We start from the raw sequence: 20,871 nt of genomic DNA, 5'->3' as shown, positions 1-20,871 counted from the left end.
CCTTTTTCAGGAGCGTCGCGATGACAACTGCAAAGAAAGCGCTGGTGATCGGTGCCTCCCGTGGCCTGGGCCTGGGGCTGGTGGAACGCTTGAGCGAGGATGGCTGGGAAGTGACGGCCACGGTTCGTGATCTGGGCAATGTCCCGGCAGGGCTGACGGCCACCGGGGCGAAGGTGGAAGCACTGGAGATGACTCGGCTGGAATCGATGGATGCATTGGCCCAGCGTCTGCAGCAGCAGCGTTTCGATCTGCTGTTCATCAATGCCGGGGTGTCCGGGCCGGCGGGCTACAACACCGATCAGGCCAGCGATGCGGAAATCGGCGAGCTGTTCGTCATCAATGCCGTGGCGCCGATCCGCTTGGCCCAGCGACTGGCAGGCAATGTCGCCGACGGCGGTGCGATTGCGTTCATGAGTTCGGTGCTCGGTAGCGTGGCGATGCCCGAAGGGTCGTCCATGGCGTTGTACAAGGCGAGCAAGGCGGCCTTGAATTCGATGACCAATACGTTCGTGACCGAGCTGGCGCGGCCTGCGCTGACGGTACTGGCGATGCACCCGGGATGGGTGAAGACCGACATGGGCGGTGAAGGGGCCAGTCTGGACGTTGCCACCAGTACCCGGGGATTGGTGGATGTGATCACCGGGCAGTTGGGCAAGGGTGGGTTGCAGTTTCTGGATTATCGGGGGGAGAGGATTGAGTGGTGAGGGGTTTGCAGGGGTACAGGGGTGTCAGAGGAGGCCTCTTCGCGGGCAGAGCCCGCTCCCACACGTTTGCTGCCGCAAGGTGCAGGGTGTTGGTTAGAGGCCCAGGATCGATAGCATGATGAAGGTGGCGAACAGTACGAAGTGAGTCATGCCTTCAATGGCGTTGGTTTCGCCATCGTTGAGGTTGATGGCGCAGATCAGCAGGGTGATGAAGATCATCACGGTCTGGACCGGGGTCATGGCCATCTGGAAGGGCTGGCCGCTGTACAAGGCCAGGCCTTCCATCACCGGTACGGTAAGGATCACCGTCGACAGCGAAGCGCCCAGCGCGATGTTGACCACCGACTGCATGCGGTTGGCCAACGCTGCGCGCAAGGCGGTGAGAATTTCCGGTGCGGCGGAAATGGCGGCCACCAGAATGGCCGTTACCACGGGTGGCGCGCCGGTGCCTTCCAGACCCAGGTCGATGGTCTTGGACATGACTTCGGCCAGCGCACCGATGATGACGATACCGAACACCAGCGTCCCCACCGACCAGCCCAGGTGAACCGGCTTTTCCGGTTCAGTGGTCACGCCTTTGCGCTTCTTCTTTTCCGGGTAGTTGTAGCTGAAGAAGTAGCTGTGCGGGCCGACCTGCATGCGCAGGAACAACGCGTAGAGCACCAGCATGGCGCCGATGGTGAAGCCCGAATAGACCTTCCAGTTGCCCTCGGGGATGAACTCGGGGACCACCATGGACACGCCCATGGCAGTGAGAATCATGACGCTGTAGCTGCGCGCCGAATCGTCGTTGTAGGACTGCTCGCCGTGCTTGAGGCCACCCATCAGTGCGGCAAGGCCGAGGATGCCGTTGATGTCGAGCAGTATTCTTTTCTAGACACATGAATTCATCTAGAAGGTGCAACCTCTTACAGATCAATAGCTTAGCTAGTGAATTTGACACCTAAATTTGACACCCATTTCCCTGTGCTTGGGATACACCACACGCAGGAGCCGCTGAATTCATCGTCACTCCATCACCTCCGATAGGCTGTGAAGAGACGAGAGATCTCACAATGATCGACATGAGGTCATCGTGCCTAGGTTGCCCATCACCTCGGATTGAAGGTTGGGAAACCCGAGCGCACCGTCCGCCGCCTTTGCCCCAAAATCACCAACCTCAAGGGTGGACAGCAGGCACGTATCGCGGTGTTGTCTGCGGCGCGGCGCGGGATGTCGAGTCACACCTGATAAAGTCACGGTTTGCGCTGGACGTGATTCAAGCCGACTCGGATTTCAATATTAAACATGATACTCCCAGCAAGGGGTTGAACACCAACATGACTACATATATGCGGGAATGGCGTTTACATCCCGAATAGCACGGGGGCCACATAAATTGATAAAAGTTCTAACGCTAAGTCAATATTGCTTAAATTAGTTCCCCGCCATCAGTCCCGGCAAAGAGCTATCAGAGGCCACCAGGGTGAGGATGACGACGCAATCGCCCAGAGAAACACTCCGAAAGCGCTGAGTACACTGAGAAGGGGGAGCTGCCGTCCTTGAGCTCACCCGCGATTAGGTATCCCGATACCCACGATATCCTCTCGTCCAGCCTAATTCTTGCCCACCACCGGCGTATTGCCTGATCAGCATCCAGGCTGACAATTCCTTATCAGCCAAACACGGATCAAAGGATAGAAGGAACAACATGTCAATTATCAGCCAACCTTTCCCGCGAGGTGAAGTTATTGAAAAAGCTCGCCCTAAAAACACATGTAAGGGTATGTTTTTAATACACTGTTTAAAAATTTAGACACACTCACGAAAGTGCTTGACCAGAGCAGCCAGACCACTACGATATGCCGTTTTTATCGCGGGATCTCATTATGCTTACCTACCAAGTGCAGGATGATCGCATCACATTCAAGTGGGATGATGATGAATGTATTCGCGGCTACAGGACTTCTACTATTCACACTCCATCGTGGGTCGGCAAAGAAGTGCTCGATAAAATAGCCGATGCGGTTAGGGTACTATGCCTTACTGGAGCTAAAACCAGCTATTCAGGACGCTTTCGGGCAAGCAAATATATCTTCAACCACATTACCAAACTTCGGTTAAAGTTCCCACCTGCGGAAGATAACTGGAACAACTTCATACTCACTCATTACTCCCATCACCTCTACAACAAAGATCACAAGTCCAAAACCCGCTTTGACCATTGGAGTGCGGTGGCGTTTGTTTACAAGAAACTGAGGCGAGATGGATTCATACCGGAAGACACATTCATCCCAGATTCAACGGCGAAGTCCGTCAGTCAACCGGAGAATTTGTCTCAACCGGCTGGTTACGGGACTGTGCACACGCCTATTCCCAAAGGACTGCAATTTCTACTTCCCAAAAAATACCTTGTGGAAGAAGGATTGAGTTTCGAAGACGACGTTTACCTACTTAATCTTAAGAACACTCTCGAAACACGGGCAGATGCCATTGTCGAATGTTCGGTAGACTACTGGGATCGAATGCTGAGATGTCATGCCCGAGGTGATGCGCTATGCAAGGACATCTCGAACGAGGAAATTGAGGCAGTTCTTGAGAGCGGACAATTCAGCAAAAATGGGATGCATCTTGCGCATCCAGACTCGCCTAAAGGTATTAACTGGTTTCTAGCCGTCGCTCGATATTATGCCGAACAGACTGACGAGCTTAAATCGATGACATTCGACGACCTGCAAGAGCTACCTTTCTTCAGGCCCGTCATCTACAACTCCCATAGCAAGCCAAAACTTAGGGCACGACTATGGGAGGCTGCCGGCGACGATTGTATCGATAACAATACAGTTAACGAAACTTTCAATCGACTGCTGGGCTACTTGTCTCCCAGAGACTGCGCAGTTGCCAGTGCGATCATTGCATCAGAAAACCCTTCGTTCAACCCCTCATCACTCACCAATATAAGGCTATACCGACAAGACGGGAAGTTCTATCTTCGTGGTAATAGTGACACCAAGAGAGTAACAGTCAGCGTCAGCAAACCTCGCGCGCAGTCACGCAAGGTCTCTGTACTTCCCCCATTGAGCACTCGGATCGTTATGGATGTGATTCGGTGTACGAGTATGCCAAGACGGCGCCTATTGTCGGAGGGTAAGAGCGGTTGGAGGAAGCTGTTCCTTGTCTCGAGCAGAAACCAAATTGGGTCTAGTACCAACTTTGCAAAAACCTTGACTACAAATGCTGGACTCTCACTGCACGATTTATATAAAGATGATCTCGAAACAGTAGGCGTCACTCCTGACATGATGAATCTCTACACGATTCGATGCACCCAGGGGATTTTGGAGTTCTTGCGTACCGGTAGGCTCCAAGCCGTAGCGGACATGCTGGGTAACTCTTTGCAGGTGGTCAGAGATAAATATATTCCGGCCTGGATGGTTCATCGATGGGCGACGAGGTTTTTCAGGGTGCTACATCAAAAGGTCATCTTAGTAGCAACAGAGGGCGAGCCCTGGCAGTTAGCTGCATCCGACTTTAGCACTCGAGAAGAGCTGCAGACTTTTGTCCGACGGATACTATTAGGCCTTAAGAAGGGAGATCCCTTGAGCGAAGCCTTACGCTCGAAGCTTGGTCATTACTCGCCTGACTCCAGCTCTCTAATTGAAATGTTTGTAGAGCGCGAGCTGCTGTTTGATCGGAGTGCGGGGAGCCTTGCCGCGATCTACGCATACGCAGACGCCGTCGATAAACTTGCACTAGAAGAACGCCTAGTGATCGATGAGCAAACCAGCGTGCCCCTATGGATCTTCCCGGTGCTCAGGGATTTAGTAGCGAAAACAATTTCCCTCGATTTCGATAGCGCATCTAACGCCGAGATGGCTATCGCGGACAGGGTTTCGGGCGACTCCATGAGTGAACTCCGTAAATCGCATGCTCGTGCAACCATCCTGATGCACGACCTTCGTCCGCTAGTCTCGCTCTCCGATAGGAAGGCCAGGTAATGGAGGACTTTTCTTTTGACGACCGTCGTATCAAAGCGATGATCGAACAAGCGGAACGGCAAAGCAAAATCTATAAAAGAAGCCACAGCTATCAAGCAGACTGGCTGGTAAGAGGCGGGATCGGAGGTCAGGAATGGCTGGTCAGTTTTCCGGGTGGGTCAAAGCTTCAATGCTTGAGCTTTGATCGCTTGATGGCGGACGGCACCAATCTCACCGACGATTCTAATAAACTGCTGCTGGAAACGGTGCAGAAATGGTTATTTCACTGTCGCATGGGCACCATTACAGGTAAACCAGTCGCGGAAGGTCGATGGATTACATACTTTAGCTTCGCCATGAATTTGGCGGCACGCGCCAATCTTTATAAAGATACTTATGAAACCAGTACGCATGGCTTCAGGCTATTCGATGAGGACGCTTGCAAAGCTATCGCCGAAACTTTCAGTCAGGGTGGATGGACTGCTGCTTTGTTGTTGAAGGAGCGTTTCATTTCACACCTGCTCGATATCTTACCTGTTTCCTTCTCATTAGAGGATCTTGTATCAGACCCGGACGCCCTGCCAGTTGAGCTCACAAGAGAAGCGATTTCCTACTTTACTCGAAACGATCTCTATGTCTCCAGCGCCCAAAGCAGCACTTATGATAAAGGATTGTTGTCAAGAGACTACATTGGCTCTATTCTTGGTCGACCTGCAACGTCTCTGCATAATGCAAATTTCCGCCTGTTCATTAGGCAGTTTGAGCCAACCCTAGCCCATGACGAATTACTACAAAGAGGTGTGCGCACAAATCTTCATAGCACTCAAAATACTAAGACATTAGATGAAGCAGCCGACGGGGCAATGGGCATCAGCTCTTTCCTGGATACGATGTCGTGCCTAAAATTATTTTTCCAAGGCCATGATATCCTGCCCGAAGACATCCCCAACATTAAACTGAACATCGATCAACTTGCTCTTAATTACCAGCCCCACTTGAAGCCAGGTGGCCACACCAAATTGCTACCTCTTGACATAGGATTCAAATGCCTGAATCAAGCCTGCAAGTGGGTAACCGTCTACGGAAGTGCCATAGTTGAATCTCTGATTTTTTACATCGAGCAATTCGTCTCTATTGATGAAGACAATTCATTGTCGAAACAGTCCGTAAAAAAGAACGAGCTCTTTCAGAAAACCAAACACCTTTGGATGACGACAGGTATGGAAAACCTACCTGCCCAGCCGCTATTCCAAGCGCTCAACATAAGCAGGCTCCAAACCAAAGAGAAGAAAAATTTCCCTGTAGACAAAACCAACTACAAAATGGTGATGGAGTCTTTTTATGGCGCTTGCGCCATAATTATCGGCATCGTAAAACCTATTCGGAATACTGAGCTTAGTACCCTAGAGCGCAACTGCCTATCTACTGACCGTGGCAACAACGGCGCTTTTATGGGCCACATGGTGGGCAAAACTGGAGAGTTGGGTGCGAACGACTTCATTGAACGCCCTATTCCCTACGTTGCGGCTCATGCCATCCAGCTACTCCAAGTGCTCGGCGAAAAGCTGGCAGGCATCTATGGGGATGACTCGGAGTATGCAGGGAGGCTGTTTTACATTCCTGGCAGAGGATTCAAATGCCCTAGTGGCGGAATTCCCGAATGGAAAGTAAACTTGTGCATTAATACTTTCTGTGACGCTGTCCACCTGCCCGTCGATAAATTAGGTCGGCGATGGTATGTGCGCATTCACGAGATGAGAAAATTCTTCCTCCTGCTCGTACATAGGCACGTAGGAGATTCAGGAAAAGAATTGCTGAGGTATATGGCAGGTCACTCCAACAGGAAGCATATTGACGATTACACAGATTATGAGCCATCAGATTCGGAAGCCGTCCGCTACGAATCCGAATGCATCGACGATAAGCTCATTGCTCTTGAAAACGGCTTACTGTCCAAAGATACAAACCAAGGGCTTTTAGCACTTTACACAGAAGCCTTGAAGCACTTCAAAGCCACCAGCGTCGCCTCCATTAGTAACAAGGAATTGCTCAAATACCTAGACAAAATGGTGCAACAACCTGAGTTCGATATGACCACATATAAAGTCAGGCTTGAATCTTACGATGATGAAATCTACACCATCGATTTCGCCATTTGCCTAGGAGGCCAAAAAGATGAGAGATACAACAAATAAAAATCTCCACTCTCGTCACACTTGGCTTTCACAGGTGCTATCTAAGGAAATTACACCGTCGAAAGCACAGCTTCGAGCCCTATCCTCGATGCGAGGCTTCTGCAAACTGGATGTCGCTGGCTGCTTCACATCGATTTCGCTCAACTCCCTGAAGCAAGCCGCTAAGGTCGCACAGTTTGGCATCTCTGGGTCAAGCCTGTGGGACAACATGCTACAGATGAGATCCAGGGCATTCGCTCTGTTGACTCCCAAGGTTAACCCGGCGCCTGCGCCTAACCTTCCTTCAGACAAGGATCAGGCACGCATCGCGCTGCTGGAGGCTCACATCGCCTCGATGGCGTACTTTGACATCCTGACTTTCCTAGAGCGTATTGACCCTCACAGTACCCGTAGCGCCGATGAAATCCGTGCAACCATCACACTTAAAGTCAAAACATCCAAGGCCAAATATCACTCTTTCCTGATAAGCGACCAGATATTTTCTTCAGAGAAAATGAAGGTTATCGACGGCGGCAAAAAGGATGGGTAAGCAACTCTACACGGAATACGAGTCCGTAAGCGTACCAGACAAAGCTATGCCGGTTCGGAAGACTGGGGCGTTTATTGGAAAGCCACGCGTTATCGAAAATTTCGTACTTATTCGTTGGCCCAACGGGAGACCATGTAACCTTGCCAATCTATGGATGGATGAGATCTGCGCGTCCACAGGCGCCAGGGATACTGCGCGGGTAGACGCGGCGCTCATCACGCACTTCGTTCGCTTCTGCTCTGTCAAGAGCATTCAATTCAGCAATTTCAACGAAGAAAATTTTAAGGATTTTACTGAGCAGCTGGTTGAAGAAACCAAGTCTACCGTTCGTGGTATCGCGCCAGCAAGGAACAATAACCGCACCCGGCTAATTCAGCATACCATGCTTAACTTTTTGCACTGGCTTACCGAAAACCACCCAAGTCTATCAAAAACACCATTGATAGGCTTAAAGAATAGCGGTGCCAACATCACGATATCTTATGAGATAAATCCCAAAACCAAGCGATCCTACATGGTTCATCCACTGCTAGCAGCTCCCGTGCCGTACAACGATGACAAGGTGGCAATAGATGAACACATGATCCAGAAAATTCAGGATGAGATTTTCAGGAAGCGAGACTGGGAGGATCTGCCTGCTAGCTCCAAGCTTAAGTCAATCAGTGACCTCGAACTGTACGATGCTACCAGTGTGTATCTATACGAACGACGGATGTTCACGTTAAGAATGATGAAGCTCACAGGACTACGCCCTGAAGAACTGTTTGACCTCGACCTTCAGCTTAATCAAAACATTTCAAATACTCTAGAAATTGTGATTCCCACTAAAAAGCGCGGAACTCCAGCGCCGTTACGCCGTTTTAAAATCAATGCTGCAGATGCAAGGCGATTTGCAACTTACGTGGAAGCGAGGAAAGCTTATATGGATTTCCTGGCAGATCGTAACATTTTTCTTGACCAGCCCAATAACATATTCCTAGGTGAGAACGGTAGTCGACTGAAAAAAGAGTCAATCACTAAAGAGTTTGACCGACTTTGTTTAGGTGCTAGTTTGTCAGGCACCCGCGTTTGCCTCTCCATGTTTAGACATCGTTTTGTCACACGTCAAATCAATATCAGGCTAGAGGACAGATTCGCCCAGACCCCCGCTCTAAAGAAAGGGTGGACGCCGGCGCTGCGAGACGATGTTTGCGCAGAGGTCGCACAACTAACCGGCCACTCTGACCCTGCATCTCTCCATCATTATTTTCATGCTGAATACAAGGCACTCACCTCGAGCTCTACCTACAGCTCGATGCTTGAGGCCCAGGACGAACTGGACTCGGCTAAAGACACGCTCACAGCTCTGGAGCATAAATCCAGGCTACGAAAAATTGACCTGTCAGTTGAGATCCGGAGCGTCAGGGCTCTGATTGAAAAGCTGGAAATGCGACTAAGCACCCGCGAGAGTGCTGAGTAGTGTTGCTACACCACCCGAACGGCCTGTGAACCTCATTCATCACAGTGCCACGCGCTACCGGTGTGGGCTTACCGATACCAAGGAGAATAGTCAGATGCGAATAGTCCGTGCGCTATGGGATCTCATCCGCCAAGACCGCCGTCCTCAGCGTGAGATTGAGCGCGAACGCACATTCATCCGAGCCGCGAACAGACTCAAGACCCTTAGGGTAACACCGGAAGGAGCCATGTTCATTGATCCCGAAGAGTTCCGGGAGCAGATTGTCTGCGCACGTGAGCAGTTGAAGCACCTCGTACCCAACCCAGAAGCACCTGGCGGGCCGTACCGAGCATCTGAGAACCACAGGGCGGATCAGGGTGCGGATTTCGCTGCAGAGGCTTCTGTGGGGCCCATGGAGTGTATGGAGGTTGTCGCCTGGCGTAGGCTCTACAGTGGCGCTGTTGTGCGCTACATGTGCCTTCAGTCCATACACACTGGTATGTACGCTGTCGCGACAGCCACCATGATCTCAAAATCCTCAGATAGCCTCTCGGCGTGGATCGACGGCGACACCACCAGGCAGGTCGCTTGCGCCTTGCAAGGTGGCGAGTTTCACTGGTGCTTGACTATTAGCGATGCGATGGACGCTTGGGATGCAGAGCTCTAATGGTCGGGGGATGTTACTGGCACCATGGGCCCCAAGTCGGTGGGTTTTCAACAATATCGATTGAGATGCTGAGCTCGCGCTCCATGCGCTCGAAGACCCTATTGAGCGTCGGATGGGAATTGGAGTCCCTCAGTGTTGTCACCAAGAGCAATAGCTCTCGACCTTGAGCCAAGGGCATTTGGATGTCGCAGTAGGCTGTGTCATCGTCGTCCTTCATACCCATCGGAAAATCCTCTTAGCGTGGTCATCGCTTCCAGCTCATCTTGCTTGGGGTTTTGGCCGTGCCCCTTCGGGGATGGGCTGTCGTGAACCGAGCCTGGGGCTCGGCCCTTTGGGCTTCCATCCCGCACGGTCTGCGCGCTCCGCTTGCCATTCCTAGCCACGCCCGTGGTCGCCCGCCCTCGGAAGTTGGGCAGGAGGTCATCCTGTTGAAAGCTCACGTTTCGAAAACAGCCCGGCAGGCGAGCATCAAAGCAGTCGCATCAGGTGAGCTCGGTGGATCCTGGTTGTGGGCAGCAGACGGTAAATTTCACTGGCAGCCTGGCGACCCACAAATACCTCCAAGGGCTTAAGTTCGAACCTCGGCGCCAGATCGGCTGCCTCAAAGAGTACATCGAGCCAAAAGGCGTCCTGTGGCGAATCGCTGCAGAGCACCTGTCCTGAAAACAGCTGATTCATGTGTCTCGCCACAGCGCTTGGGGTATTACCTTGCTCACGCAGCTGATCCTGACTCAGACCATGCATATCCTGGGCATCAAACGACCAGTGCGTCCAGTAACGAGCAGGCTTGATCAGGGAGCTGAAAGTAATATCGCTCGACACGACAGCTACCTCGATGGGATAGCTATCCGGGGCTATCCCTGATGCCTCGAAATCGATAAAGAACAAAGGCCGTTCCATCCTGCTGCTCCTGTTAGAAGTTGCGATTCCGCTACGCCGAACCTGTCGCTTCAGCCGCTGACTGCCTGCGCTACTCGGTGATTGTGCAGGTGCTGCATCTCACGCTCCCACTCAACCAGAAATTTCTGCCAGTCGTGCGCATATGGGCCTTCGGGGAGTCGCGTTGATCCAACGCTGGCCTGCAGAAAGCGCTCTCTCCAGGGCTGCGGGATTTCTTGCTCCAAGACTATATCGATGCCGGAGTGATGGCGTTTCACCGGGGCAGAATGACGAACCTTGTTGAGATCGAGTGGCTCATGGATGAAGGCCGTGCTGCTTCGCTCCTGGTCGTCGAGATCGTCAAGGATGGCTAACACAACGAGTGCCATTGAATCACCAGGATGGAGGCTGGCAAGTGCCCAAAGAGCCCTTCGTCTTGCTCTCTCAAGCTCGCTGAGCTCCTTACTGGTCATTGCAGATCCTCTGAGATGGTTCGAAGCTGAGCAGCGGTAATGGCGTGCCGCCTGACGGCGGATGGCTGGCGTGAACCGAGCCACAGCAAGCTGCGTCTCGGCCCTCCGGGCGCTCATCCTGCACGCCTGCGCGCTCCGCTTACTTGATGCTCGCATGGGAATGGGGTCTGATGTTGCTAACCTAGATTCCTGCTGCGCTTTCCGCCAAGTGGGGCAGGTGTTGGACGCACCCCACCGTTCCGCCAGGTTGGTTACTTATGGAATTTGCTGAAGCGACTAGACAGTGTCGCTGGGTCGATGCTTTCCCATGCGTCTGGATTCGCAGTTGCGCTCAGCATCACCTGAGCACGCCACAGGAAAAATAGTGCAGCTAAGGCGCCTTCTACAGCGGCAAGTACAGTAGCGTTAGAGAACACGTCAGGGTTAGGCCCGAACAGAAGTCCCAGGGCGAATAAGGTCGGAACCCAACCAATTACGAACATCATGCAAAACGCAATTACAGCAAATCCGGCAAACGCAACCGGCACTTTGAATCGCTGACTGGTATCGAATATTTTCTCACCGCGCTGGGTCAGGCCGTAAAGCACTCCATGATTTTTCTCTTTTTTCTTACTCCTGTTGAAAATCCCATAGAGGGTCGCAGTTTCACCTGCTTCTAGCTCTTCGTAGAGCTTGTTGGAGACCTGAAGATTCGGAATCACCGCGCCATCCAAGCTGACCTTGATTTTATAACCACCGCTTATGGGGTTTACAGACCGAATGTAGTCAACTTTTCCTGAAAATTTCACGCAATCAAACTTCATTACTACCTATCCCTGCCTTCACAAAAATTATCCCAGTCATGGCTAGACACTGATCGATGCTGAACGCAAGCGGGCTTGTGCGGTTCATAAGCGTTGACTCAATGACGCATCAGACGAGCGTGGCGCCCTTGAGATGCCCCTTGCGATGCCATGCCCAATATCGCGCCGTCGTGATCAAGCAGTCGCCTAGCTACCGTTATGTCACGATAATATCATTATGATCTGTTTATCGGAACGACCCCGGCGTGGCTCTATCCTCGTATTTGGGGATCCGACTCATGCTGCTGAAAGAAGCGCTTGCTGGAGCTTTGCGTGGAGCGCGTGCTCATCAAGGCTTGAGCTACGACGAACTAGCAGGGGCAACCCACAGGACTTACGTTGGAATGCTTGAGCAAGCACGAGCAAATCCGACGCTGGAGAAGCTCGACGAAATCGCTGAATACCTCGGTCTCGATCTACTGACGATGGTTGCCTTGGCCATTGCAGCCCAGGGCGGTGAGCTTCCTTCGGATGTATTGCAGCGTACAGCCCTGAAAGTCCGGGAATTCGAAGAGACCGGAGGGTGGGTGCTGGTAGAGGAGCAATTCAGCGAGGGTAAGCTCGTCAAGCGTTCTCAAGGAAAGCCTAAGCAGCCCTTGAACGCGGAAAGCGTCCGGGCCCTGAAGGCACAAGGCCTCGATAGGAAAACAGTCTCTGAAAAGCTTGGAATTGCCAGAAGCACCGTCCAGAAATATTGGAATACCTGATCCAACAGATCACCGGTGATCCGCTTTCCGTGCCTGCCAGGCTTGCTGGCTGCTCTGGTCGTTCATACACATTGAAAGGGAGTTCTCATTGTTAACATGGATCAAGCAGCTAGTTCGTCCACAGCCTTGCAACTACGAGGGGCGATTTGATCGCGCTTTGAAACGGAGCAAAAGCTGGGGCTTGGCGCCTTCGGGATTTGTGCGGACAGGAGAGTGCTTTGTCAGCGAAGACAACCTCCGGGTATTTCAGCAAGTGACAGCAGCGCATTTATCCCACTACCGCGCTGAAGACGTCTCGCAGCAGTGCTTTGCTATAACCGCGATGCTCAAGACTCCTCTAGAAGAGGCTCTAGGGGTGCCGCTCGCGTTCACCTTAGGTTACGTCGAGTACAATGGGCGCAATGTTTTTTACAGTGGTACCAGTGAGCTCAAGACGATGCTGAAGGAAGGCATACGCTCCCCAGCGCTGAATCTGCATGCGTGGCTCACGCTGCCGAGCCATGAAGTAATCGATATGACATTCGGCACAACGTACGGCGTTGTGAATCAGATTCCGAACGTCATTGGGCGCATGTGCTTCCTGCATCCAGATGACATGACTGCAGATATGCAGTACCACCCGCAGTTGATCGGCTGGGATTACCTGGAGCGGATCGGTGCTTCGCACATTCTCCTGACGCCATCTTTCGATTGACTAAGCATGTGGAGGATTGCATACCATTACCTGCGCCAAAAGCGTGCCCAGCGAATGGCCGCTTCGGGTTGGTTTCTGCCGTCCTTGCAATCATGGATGCGATGTATCCTTGGGCAAAAATGGATCTTGGATACGTGCTGATAGCGTATTGAGGTGGGTGTTGTAGTGTGGGGATTGGGGCAATGAAGCATGTCAGGCTGATCCGTCACGGTGAGAGCGCCGCTAATGCCGGCGAACCTAGCCTGGATCACGCGACCATTCCTCTCACGCAGAGAGGGATTGAGCAGGCAAACCTTGTAGCGAGTTCTCTTGTCCATGCCCCGGATCTGATTATTTCCTCTCCCTTCGTCCGAGCCCAGTCGACAGCTATGGCTACAGTCACGAAGTTTGTGGATGTCCCCCATGAGACTTGGGGCATTCATGAGTTTACCTACCTCGAACCAGCACGTTGCTCCGGGACGACTATTGCCCAGAGGCGAGATTGGGTAGACGCATATTGGGCCAAGGCAGATCCCAAGTTTAGGGATGGCTCTGGGGCCGAGTCATTCTTGGACTTTATATCTAGAGCTCAGTCCTTCCTGATTCGGGTTGCAGCGCATCCCGCTCAAGACATCGTGGTGTTTTCTCATGGCCAGCTCATAAATGCTGTCGCCTGGCTGATCGAGCGCATGCCACAGCAAATCGATGGACAGGCTATGGCTGACTGGCGTGAGTATGATATTGCGAACCACGTGCCCAACTGCGGTGGCTACACGCTCACCAAGCCAGCAGACGATGCTGCTTGGATCGTGACCATCTCGGTGCCCGAGAAGCGGGTCGAGGCCCTGCCAAAATCAGGCTCTCCGCTCCCTGATGACTCACCTATACATGGTGAGCAAGGACTGCAGAATTCGAGATCACTAGCGTCATCACAGATAGGTGTCGTCAGTGACCAGCCTTCAGCTGAACTCTCAGCAAGGGAGGTCTGCCAGATACTGAGAGAGGTCACATGGGGGCGGCGTACTATGACCAAGGTGGGTGATGCCTTATGGGATGAGATTTATGCTGGCCATTTCCATATGCGTGTAGATGGCTGGGAGCTGTCGATTTATAACGACTGTGATGAGCTCGACTACTGCGAAGAATGCGTGAGCCCGGATGGTCGGCGCTGGTCGTTTGATTCAGGTGATCGATACGGGACTGATCCCATTGCTCTCCTCTCAACGTGGGAGCATCAGACGCTTGAGCAGATGCTGAAGGAGTTGTGATTCCGGTTTAACGTATCGTTGCGTGCCCCTAATAGGGGACGGCTGTCGTGAACCGAGCCTTGGCGTAAACGCCTGCGTCTCGGCCCTGTGGGCTTCCATCCTCACGCCTTCGGCTGGTGCCTGCGCGCTCCGCTTGCGTTGGCTATTTTTCTTTCGCCGGGCAGAAGCAGTTTGGTAGCCTCAGGCCGCTTGTGGGCCAACCTTCATACTGCAGCTTGATCGATGGAGATTGGAACTGATCGGAAGGTCATCGTCCCCTGACGGTCATTTTTACGGGATCGAGGCGTGGTAAAGCTCAGGGCCCTGCTATCCGAAGCGTCTTGATCAACAAGCTCTGCAAGCTATCTACCGACTTTGACCGGGCTGAGGCACGACTTCGATATACCGCGACTTCCATCGGTTTTAGCGGGCCAAGTGCTTGCCCTCCGCCAAGAATTTCCAAGTGCTCGGGGACACTGCATCGAGTCAGGACGGCAACCGCTAGGCCGCTCTCAACTGCTGCGATCTGACCCGCTAGGCTTGAACTGTGATAGACCACTCTGTAGCCACGACCTTGCAGGGCCAACGAGTCAATTGCGCAGCGTCTGGCGAGGCTCGCTTCTTCGTAGGTCGCAATGGGAAGCGGGTCGCGCCTCCAAAGGTCAAACTGGGCCGATCCAACCCAGACCATCGGCTCATGAAACAACAGGGTGCCTCGCCTAGGGTGGTCTCGCGATATTAATGCTAAGTCCAGGTCGCCTCTCTCGACACGAGGTATCAGCGAGGTTGACTGCTCACAATTAAGCTCGATCTCGACTGAGCCATGGCGTGGGGCGAAGCGCTTGAGTACCGGAGTCAGATACTTGGCAGCGTAATCATCCGGAACACCTAATCGTATACGTCCCGTCAGCTCGGCCCCGCTAAAGGCCGCTTGAGCATCCCCATGTAAATCCAATATTCGTCTGGCATATCCAAGGAGTATCTGCCCATCCGGTGTCAATTGATGATGTCGTGCGTCACGGACGAGTAAGCGCCGTCCCACCGCAGCTTCGAGTTTTTTGAGCTGCATACTCACCGCCGACTGGGAGCGAAATACTTCAGGGGCTGCACTGGACAGTGATCCTGTGTCGACGACCGCTACAAAGCATTTGAGCCAGTCTATTTGGAGGTCTTGGATGTTCATGAGAAATTACATCATTCGATTACCGGATATTAGCTACAACTATTATGCGCTTTCCGAAGGCGGCTGTCTGGCGGATAGTCACCTCGTGCTGTGCTACAGAGCGCAGCTTGGGTTTCTCTCCCCTGCATGACACATCCGTATTACCGCTCCAGGAGGAAATGCTTTTGTCGTCCGCTGAAAATCCTATATCTGATTTAACGTTTATTGAGGCCTGGGCCGGCTTCAAGAACTTGTTACCTATTTCGCTGTTTGTAACGGTTTTTGGAGGTGCATTTGGGCTTGCGGCTGCTCAGGCAGGACTGAGTGAGACGTCAACCGTGCTCATGAGTCTTCTTGTGTTTGCGGGCGCCGCACAATTTGCAGCTCTCGATCTGTGGGGCACGCACGTTCCGGTGCTCCCCTTGGTGATCACTGTCTTTGCGATCAATGCCCGGCATCTCTTGATGGGAGCAACCTTGTACCCATGGCTACGGGAGCTTCCACTGGCCAAGCGATATGGGGTCATGCTGGTGGTATCAGACGCCAACTGGGCAATGTCGATGCAGGCGTTCAACAGTCGAAAGCCAGGCTTTGGCGTATTACTTGGCGGCGGAATCGCCCTATGGGCGTCGTGGACGATAGGGACTTGGCTGGGCATATATTTTGGGAGCGCAATCAAAAACCCCGTCAGCCTCGGGCTCGACATGGTGATGGGCTGTTTTCTCCTCGCCATGGCTATCGGAGGTAAGAAAAGCTCCCGCATGTCGATCATTTGGATTGTGGCTGCTGCGGCAGCACTGCTTGCTTACTGGTATCTACCCAAGAACAGCCATGTTGTTGTAGGTGCACTTGCGGGCGGTCTGTTGGGAGCCGTTTGGATGGAAAAGAAAGATGAGCATTGATACCGCAGGCTTTGGAACACTATCTCTAATCCTGATTATGGCTGTGGTCACGCTTGCGACGCGGTGGGGAGGCGTTTTCGTCATGTCCTTCGTGCCCATCAACTACCGTGTGCAACAATTTATCAGCGCCATGTCAGGCTCAGTATTGATAGCTGTACTTGCCCCCTTGGCGGTCACTGGAGACAACGGTGCCCGTCTTGCCTTGTTAACGACTGGCCTCGTGATGCTGCTGATCAAAAAACCTCTTCCAGCTATCGCAGCAGGGATCGCCATAGCGGCTTTATGGCGCAACCTTTGAGGAGGTAGCTACCGCATGGGTGCTTCGTAACCGTCTGTGCCCGTCTCGGCTACTGGGAAGAGTGCATCAGCGAGAATGGCTCCATTCTCTCGTATTACGCTGTCACCTAGGCGCTCCGCTTGCTTTGATCATCTCTGAGTAGATAACACCGCGCTTTGGCTCCTGCTATTCTGCCTTTCCTACCATGGAGGTAAGCAAATGCAGGGCGGCTCTTCACTACCAGACATTTTGGAAAGGCTGTACCAATACCAGCTAGGCCCCATGAGGCTGCGCTGATGGAATTGACCCTACAGGTAGAAGCGCAGGGACACGCGGAAGCGGGGGTTAACATCCGTGGCGCTCTTGAGACAATTGGCGATAACGCTGGTCACATTAAGCAGGGTATAGCTCGCCCCAAAAAGCTGCCATGACGCATCCACTGTTCGATTTTGATCTCAAGCGCGTGTCGCGCGAGCACTACATCACTGGCAAGGCCGCAATCAATTTCCCCCACCCAGGATGTATCACCGGTGGGTGGCATTTCCTGTCTTACTTCGACCGAGATTCGGGCGTCGCCAAAGTATCGCTTGCAGGGATTCACTACCCAGATACGGATGCGTTTTTTGGTGACACAGGCATCACTGATGTGACCGAGCAGTTGAGTGATCGTGGCTGGCCCGTGGAAGACAAAAGGCTCTTCATGGCTGACCACTTCAGAGCGGCGGCGGACATGGTGGTGAAATGGGCGCTGAGTGATTCGAGACACTGCAACATAGAAATCGCGGAATGGTTTCCCACGCGTGAGGCGAAGCTGCGATTGCTTGGGGTGTTGGGTCTCGGGAAGACCAAGCTTTTCGAACTGGAAAAGCTGCAAAAAGTGGAAGCTTGGCTAAGCTCGCAGTAGTTGAATTACGACAGGTTTGTCAAAAGAACAGCCTTCGTTTACGAGCTGAATGAGAGCAATGGATATGCGCAAGAAGTCCCAGTCATGGTTTGTTCCGCTTCTGGTTTTGTTTGCCATCCTCTGGGCAATGGGAAAGAAAGACACGCCCCCAGCCCAAGTACAGCCCAGCGCCCTGAGTACGCCGGGTGCACTGACGTCTAATACGCCAACGTCTGTGTCAACACCAGCGCCGGTCTCTGCCTCTACAACAGAAAAGTTCGTAAGCGCCGACACCCTCAACGTCCGTGATCAACCTAGCGGAAAAGTCATTTCCAAACTGAAGCGTGGTGACAAGGTTCAAGTCTCCGAGACGCGCAATGAATGGGCGCGCATCAGCACTGATGGTCAACCTTCGAAATGGCTTTCGTCAAAAAGCCTTTGCAACGGGTCGGGCTGCTACGTCGTATCGAAGCCCCGACCATTGACTCAGCCAGCAGAGCCTGCTCGCCAACAAATTCCGGCTTATGGTTCCTCGTGCCCCTGCTCCTCTGGAAACGTATGTATCGGGCCTCGGGGTGGTCGGTACTGCATTACCTCTGGCGGTAACAAACGGTATGGCGTTTGATCGTTTGGTCGTTAATCCGCTCTCCAGCACCCAGGGCTAGCTGTAACAATCCCACCGAGCGGCAGTCTAAGAGGCCACATATAACAGCGTTCAGAGGGTGCACTGATGAAGGTGTTCATAAGCTCCGTGGTAAGAGGATTCGAGCAGTTCAGAGCCGCCGCCAAAGACGCGGTGGAAACACTGGATATGAAACCGATTATGAGCGAGCACTTCGGAGCACGCACCTATTCTTCGGAGCATGCCTGCCTGACTGAGGTCGACCAGTGCGATGTCTACATCCTCATTCTGGGCTCTAACTACGGCTATGAACCTGAACCAGGCATGTCGGTCACCCAACAGGAATTCCGCCAAGCAGTCAGCAAACGGAAGCCGATCCTGGTATTCATCCAGCAGACGGACTTTGATGCGAAGCAGGCTGTGTTCGTGAACGAGGTGTCTGACTACAAGCAGGGTTATTTCCGCGCTGCGTTCTCGGAGCCTCAAGAGCTGCTCAAGGCGATTATCCAAGGCCTGTCCCGGATGGATAAAGCCAACAGCTCGCTTCCGGAAACGGCATTCCTTGAACGCATCTCAGAGACCTCGAATACCCGTTCCTCGTGGAGCCACTCATACGCACCACAGCTTGAGTTCGCATTTTTGCCACAACCAATCGGGCAGCATGTTGTGCACGGGACTGCCCAACGCCGTGATGAGATCTTCCAAAGCTTTGCTAGCTTGGGCTTGGCCAAATTTAAAGATGGCTATGAAGACTGGGATGACAGACTGTTCACAGGCTTCAAATCGGGTGACATCTCATGGAGGGTTTTCGATGACGGGCTCATCCTCTTGGAAACCAATGCGAGCGTACCCGTAGAAGGGCGCACGCCAGGCTTATATTTCGTTTCTCCGACCCACCTGAAGACACTCATTCTCTCGTGTTTCGAGGTGGCTTCGTTCAACAGTGGCTGGTATCGCATTGCGCTGAAAAATCTGACAATGGCGAAGATAGAAGAGCCACCAGCAACAGCACCTAGCAGCTATTCAATGCCGATGCGCCGGCAAGAAGTTGTTAGCGAGTCGAGGCTGTTTATCCCCGCCACCCGGCCCATGGCTGAACAGTGGGCGCAGGAAAGCATCGTAAGGATGGCAAGAGCTTTGGATTACTGATGCCCGTAGCTTGGTGCTCGAAGGTGACGACAGGCCGGACTACTTCGCTAGCCCGTGCACTGGGTCAAAGGTCATCTTGCTCCTGCCGAATGTCGATTTCGCCCATAGCTCCCAAGTGAATCTTTTTGCATGGAAGCTCGGTAATGAGCCCGCGTTCGAGAAGCATCCTGGGCACATCCCACAACAGGGCCGACATGTCGTGCCTCTTGGTCTGCTGCGGGATTACCTCTGCGACAAATGAGCCCAGATCGAACTCTCGTGTCGCCACGAATGGCCCTGACCGGTCATAGCCTTCATAGATGCCTGAAGCTATGCAAATGACCTCGCCTGTCTTGACGATCATGACGCCACCCTAAGCATTAGGTTGCTGAGAAGCCTCAGATGCACCGAGGACTAGCCTGTCCGTTTACTACAGCACATCTGACGTGAAATGTCGGTGCTCTTGTAAATGGCTTAGCGATTTCTAGAGGTATGCAAGGCTTCAGTCACGCTGAGATCAAAGCAAATTCCGGGCTTAAGATTGCTCATCGGCGTGCCAAAGCCGGCCAACCGTACTGCGTGGCAGTCCTAACTGGCGACTGGTCTCCACTTGCGAAAGCCCAGTCTTCTTCAACCCCTGTACCGCCTTCAGTTTTTCTGCAGCGGCAGCTGATTGTGGCGCTGGAAGCTTCTGCGGTTCGCCAGGGAGCACCTCGTCGAGAATACCTAAGAGCAGCAGCTCAGCATGTGTCTCATCCAGAGCCGAGCGCGCCGTCTTGCCCTCATGCGACGCAGCCACAAGTGTTAGAAATGTGAGTGGTGATACGCCCAATGCCTGAGCGATATCGGCAGTGAGGTCGACACTGGCAGATCTCGTTGATGCTTCCAATCGGCTGATGTGGCCTTGGTCAGTCTGGTTTTGGAGCTCTGATTGCGATAAGCCCCGCTTCATCCTTAGCCACTGCAATGTTGCTGCGTATGCCTTGCGCAAAGACATCTAGGCACTTCTCCTGAAAAGGAGAACGTATGACGTGTTTGATAGATCCCATTCAAATGTATATAGTCATAGCGATGGGATTTCTGGCCTGCCCTCGAGCGTTCATCACGTCCGATGCGCCCTGAATTTCTACTGTTGTCATGAGGATCATCAATTTATGGCTAATTCTCCTGAGCACGAACTGCTCCAGGAAGGTCAGGTTTCCTTGGCTGGCACGTCGCTGTCTCCCGCAGAGATAGAAGCATTGGTGGCTGAGCGCTTTCCTCGTAAGGCGTATTGCACCGTGGAGGACTGGCTCATATTCCACGTTGACGAATCCCCCGAGTCGCTCGCGAAAGTACGGGCTACAGGCCTGGAACCGATGTTCATGTATGCCCACTGCGTGACCTTTGACGGGCATGGCCGATTCCCGCCGGGGAGCTGGGTACGCTCGACGCTGTGCAAGTCGTTCGACGGCGTTTGCTTGTTTGAGACGCGGAACACCGTGTACGTGCTGGTGGGCAAGGGGCGCGAGATGACCGCGTCGCTCAAGACAATATTTGGCTTATGTTAATCGCAGGCTCACTAGGCGGGCCTGCTTCAGACGAGAT

The 20,871-nt window shown here is 52.9% G+C and carries 21 protein-coding genes and 3 pseudogenes; 16 read left to right on the top strand and 8 right to left on the bottom strand.

Translation table 11 applies throughout. The features are described 5' to 3' along the window. Nucleotides 1–20 precede the first annotated feature (20 nt). Nucleotides 21–704, top strand: a complete 684-nt coding sequence (locus tag QMX89_RS12670; RefSeq protein WP_282348466.1) for an SDR family oxidoreductase — start codon at nucleotides 21–23, stop codon at nucleotides 702–704. Between the two features lie 93 nt (nucleotides 705–797). On the opposite strand, the pseudogene QMX89_RS12665 reads toward QMX89_RS12670, so the two are convergent. Beyond that, a pseudogene (locus QMX89_RS12665) lies at nucleotides 798–1,571 on the bottom strand (calcium:proton antiporter); the annotation flags it as partial. 1,001 nt (nucleotides 1,572–2,572) lie between these two features. Here QMX89_RS12665 and QMX89_RS12660 point away from each other — a divergent pair. From QMX89_RS12660 to QMX89_RS12640, 5 genes are all read left to right on the top strand, one after another. Further along, on the top strand, nucleotides 2,573–4,681 hold the full coding sequence (locus QMX89_RS12660) for a hypothetical protein (protein WP_282348465.1): 2,109 nt from the start codon (nucleotides 2,573–2,575) through the stop codon (nucleotides 4,679–4,681). Next, nucleotides 4,681–6,855, top strand: a complete 2,175-nt coding sequence (locus tag QMX89_RS12655; protein ID WP_282348464.1) for a hypothetical protein — start codon at nucleotides 4,681–4,683, stop codon at nucleotides 6,853–6,855. The genes QMX89_RS12660 and QMX89_RS12655 overlap by 1 nt, the downstream gene beginning before the upstream one ends. Further along, entirely contained in the window at nucleotides 6,836–7,384 is a 549-nt protein-coding gene (locus QMX89_RS12650; protein WP_282348463.1) for a hypothetical protein, read from the top strand. Before QMX89_RS12655 ends, QMX89_RS12650 begins: the two co-directional genes overlap by 20 nt. Continuing rightward, a complete protein-coding gene (locus QMX89_RS12645) occupies nucleotides 7,377–8,843 on the top strand; it encodes a hypothetical protein (protein ID WP_282348462.1) in 1,467 nt (488 codons plus the stop codon). The genes QMX89_RS12650 and QMX89_RS12645 overlap by 8 nt, the downstream gene beginning before the upstream one ends. Nucleotides 8,844–9,069: 226 nt before the next feature. Further along, the gene (locus tag QMX89_RS12640) at nucleotides 9,070–9,489 is read left to right on the top strand and encodes a hypothetical protein (protein WP_282348461.1); all 420 of its coding nucleotides are present in this window, start codon (nucleotides 9,070–9,072) and stop codon (nucleotides 9,487–9,489) included. A 13-nt stretch (nucleotides 9,490–9,502) separates the two neighbouring features. Here the strand turns inward: QMX89_RS12640 and QMX89_RS12635 are convergent, their stop codons facing one another. The 4 genes from QMX89_RS12635 to QMX89_RS12620 form a co-directional block, all read right to left on the bottom strand. Further along, a complete protein-coding gene (locus QMX89_RS12635) occupies nucleotides 9,503–9,712 on the bottom strand; it encodes a hypothetical protein (RefSeq protein WP_282348460.1) in 210 nt (69 codons plus the stop codon). Nucleotides 9,713–9,957: 245 nt separating this feature from the next. Beyond that, a complete protein-coding gene (locus QMX89_RS12630; protein WP_282348459.1) occupies nucleotides 9,958–10,389 on the bottom strand; it encodes a hypothetical protein in 432 nt (143 codons plus the stop codon). 50 nt (nucleotides 10,390–10,439) lie between these two features. Further along, nucleotides 10,440–10,841, bottom strand: a complete 402-nt coding sequence (locus QMX89_RS12625; RefSeq protein WP_282348458.1) for a hypothetical protein — start codon at nucleotides 10,839–10,841, stop codon at nucleotides 10,440–10,442. A 251-nt stretch (nucleotides 10,842–11,092) separates the two neighbouring features. Next, nucleotides 11,093–11,644, bottom strand: a complete 552-nt coding sequence (locus QMX89_RS12620) for a hypothetical protein (RefSeq protein ID WP_282348456.1) — start codon at nucleotides 11,642–11,644, stop codon at nucleotides 11,093–11,095. A 278-nt stretch (nucleotides 11,645–11,922) separates the two neighbouring features. Between QMX89_RS12620 and QMX89_RS12615 the strand changes: the two genes are divergently transcribed. The 3 genes and pseudogenes from QMX89_RS12615 to QMX89_RS12605 all read left to right on the top strand — a co-directional run. Next, nucleotides 11,923–12,390 (top strand): transcriptional regulator, encoded by a 468-nt coding sequence (locus QMX89_RS12615; RefSeq protein WP_282348455.1) that lies wholly within the window; start codon nucleotides 11,923–11,925, stop codon nucleotides 12,388–12,390. An 88-nt stretch (nucleotides 12,391–12,478) separates the two neighbouring features. Continuing rightward, the gene (locus QMX89_RS12610) at nucleotides 12,479–13,084 is read left to right on the top strand and encodes a hypothetical protein (protein WP_282348453.1); all 606 of its coding nucleotides are present in this window, start codon (nucleotides 12,479–12,481) and stop codon (nucleotides 13,082–13,084) included. A gap of 182 nt (nucleotides 13,085–13,266) precedes the next feature. After that, a pseudogene (locus QMX89_RS12605) lies at nucleotides 13,267–13,875 on the top strand (histidine phosphatase family protein); the annotation flags it as partial. A gap of 751 nt (nucleotides 13,876–14,626) precedes the next feature. Here the strand turns inward: QMX89_RS12605 and QMX89_RS12595 are convergent. Beyond that, nucleotides 14,627–15,493 (bottom strand): LysR family transcriptional regulator, encoded by an 867-nt coding sequence (locus QMX89_RS12595; RefSeq protein WP_282348452.1) that lies wholly within the window; start codon nucleotides 15,491–15,493, stop codon nucleotides 14,627–14,629. A gap of 158 nt (nucleotides 15,494–15,651) precedes the next feature. Between QMX89_RS12595 and QMX89_RS12590 the strand changes: the two genes are divergently transcribed. The 6 genes and pseudogenes from QMX89_RS12590 to QMX89_RS12565 all read left to right on the top strand — a co-directional run bounded on the left by QMX89_RS12590 (nucleotide 15,652) and on the right by QMX89_RS12565 (nucleotide 19,305). Further along, complete coding sequence (locus QMX89_RS12590; protein WP_282348478.1) at nucleotides 15,652–16,374, top strand: AzlC family ABC transporter permease; 723 nt, start codon at nucleotides 15,652–15,654, stop codon at nucleotides 16,372–16,374. Further along, entirely contained in the window at nucleotides 16,364–16,672 is a 309-nt protein-coding gene (locus QMX89_RS12585) for an AzlD domain-containing protein (protein ID WP_282348451.1), read from the top strand. Before QMX89_RS12590 ends, QMX89_RS12585 begins: the two co-directional genes overlap by 11 nt. Nucleotides 16,673–16,870: 198 nt before the next feature. Continuing rightward, nucleotides 16,871–17,082: pseudogene (locus QMX89_RS12580) on the top strand (hypothetical protein). Continuing rightward, a complete protein-coding gene (locus QMX89_RS12575) occupies nucleotides 17,079–17,555 on the top strand; it encodes a hypothetical protein (RefSeq protein ID WP_282348449.1) in 477 nt (158 codons plus the stop codon). The pseudogene QMX89_RS12580 and the gene QMX89_RS12575 overlap by 4 nt, the downstream one beginning before the upstream one ends. 49 nt (nucleotides 17,556–17,604) lie before the next feature. After that, a complete protein-coding gene (locus QMX89_RS12570) occupies nucleotides 17,605–18,159 on the top strand; it encodes an SH3 domain-containing protein (protein WP_349012516.1) in 555 nt (184 codons plus the stop codon). 105 nt (nucleotides 18,160–18,264) lie between these two features. Continuing rightward, nucleotides 18,265–19,305: a DUF4062 domain-containing protein gene (locus QMX89_RS12565; protein WP_282348448.1), complete on the top strand. Its 1,041-nt coding sequence runs from the start codon at nucleotides 18,265–18,267 to the stop codon at nucleotides 19,303–19,305. Between the two features lie 64 nt (nucleotides 19,306–19,369). Here the strand turns inward: QMX89_RS12565 and QMX89_RS12560 are convergent, their stop codons facing one another. Beyond that, nucleotides 19,370–19,648, bottom strand: coding sequence for a hypothetical protein (locus tag QMX89_RS12560; RefSeq protein ID WP_282348447.1), 279 nt, complete (start codon nucleotides 19,646–19,648; stop codon nucleotides 19,370–19,372). A gap of 171 nt (nucleotides 19,649–19,819) precedes the next feature. Next, nucleotides 19,820–20,281 carry a helix-turn-helix transcriptional regulator gene (locus QMX89_RS12555; protein ID WP_282348446.1) on the bottom strand — a complete coding sequence of 154 codons (462 nt, stop codon included), beginning with the start codon at nucleotides 20,279–20,281 and terminating at the stop codon, nucleotides 19,820–19,822. Between the two features lie 157 nt (nucleotides 20,282–20,438). Here QMX89_RS12555 and QMX89_RS12550 point away from each other — a divergent pair, with 157 nt between their 5' ends. Continuing rightward, nucleotides 20,439–20,834: a hypothetical protein gene (locus QMX89_RS12550; protein ID WP_282348445.1), complete on the top strand. Its 396-nt coding sequence runs from the start codon at nucleotides 20,439–20,441 to the stop codon at nucleotides 20,832–20,834. Nucleotides 20,835–20,871 lie beyond the last annotated feature (37 nt).

It is taken from the genome of Pseudomonas sp. PS01301, from assembly GCF_029960215.1.
Taxonomy (GTDB): domain Bacteria; phylum Pseudomonadota; class Gammaproteobacteria; order Pseudomonadales; family Pseudomonadaceae; genus Aquipseudomonas; species Aquipseudomonas coleopterorum.
Note: the sequence above shows the minus strand (reverse complement) of the source record. Positions and strands in the feature narration are given on the sequence as shown.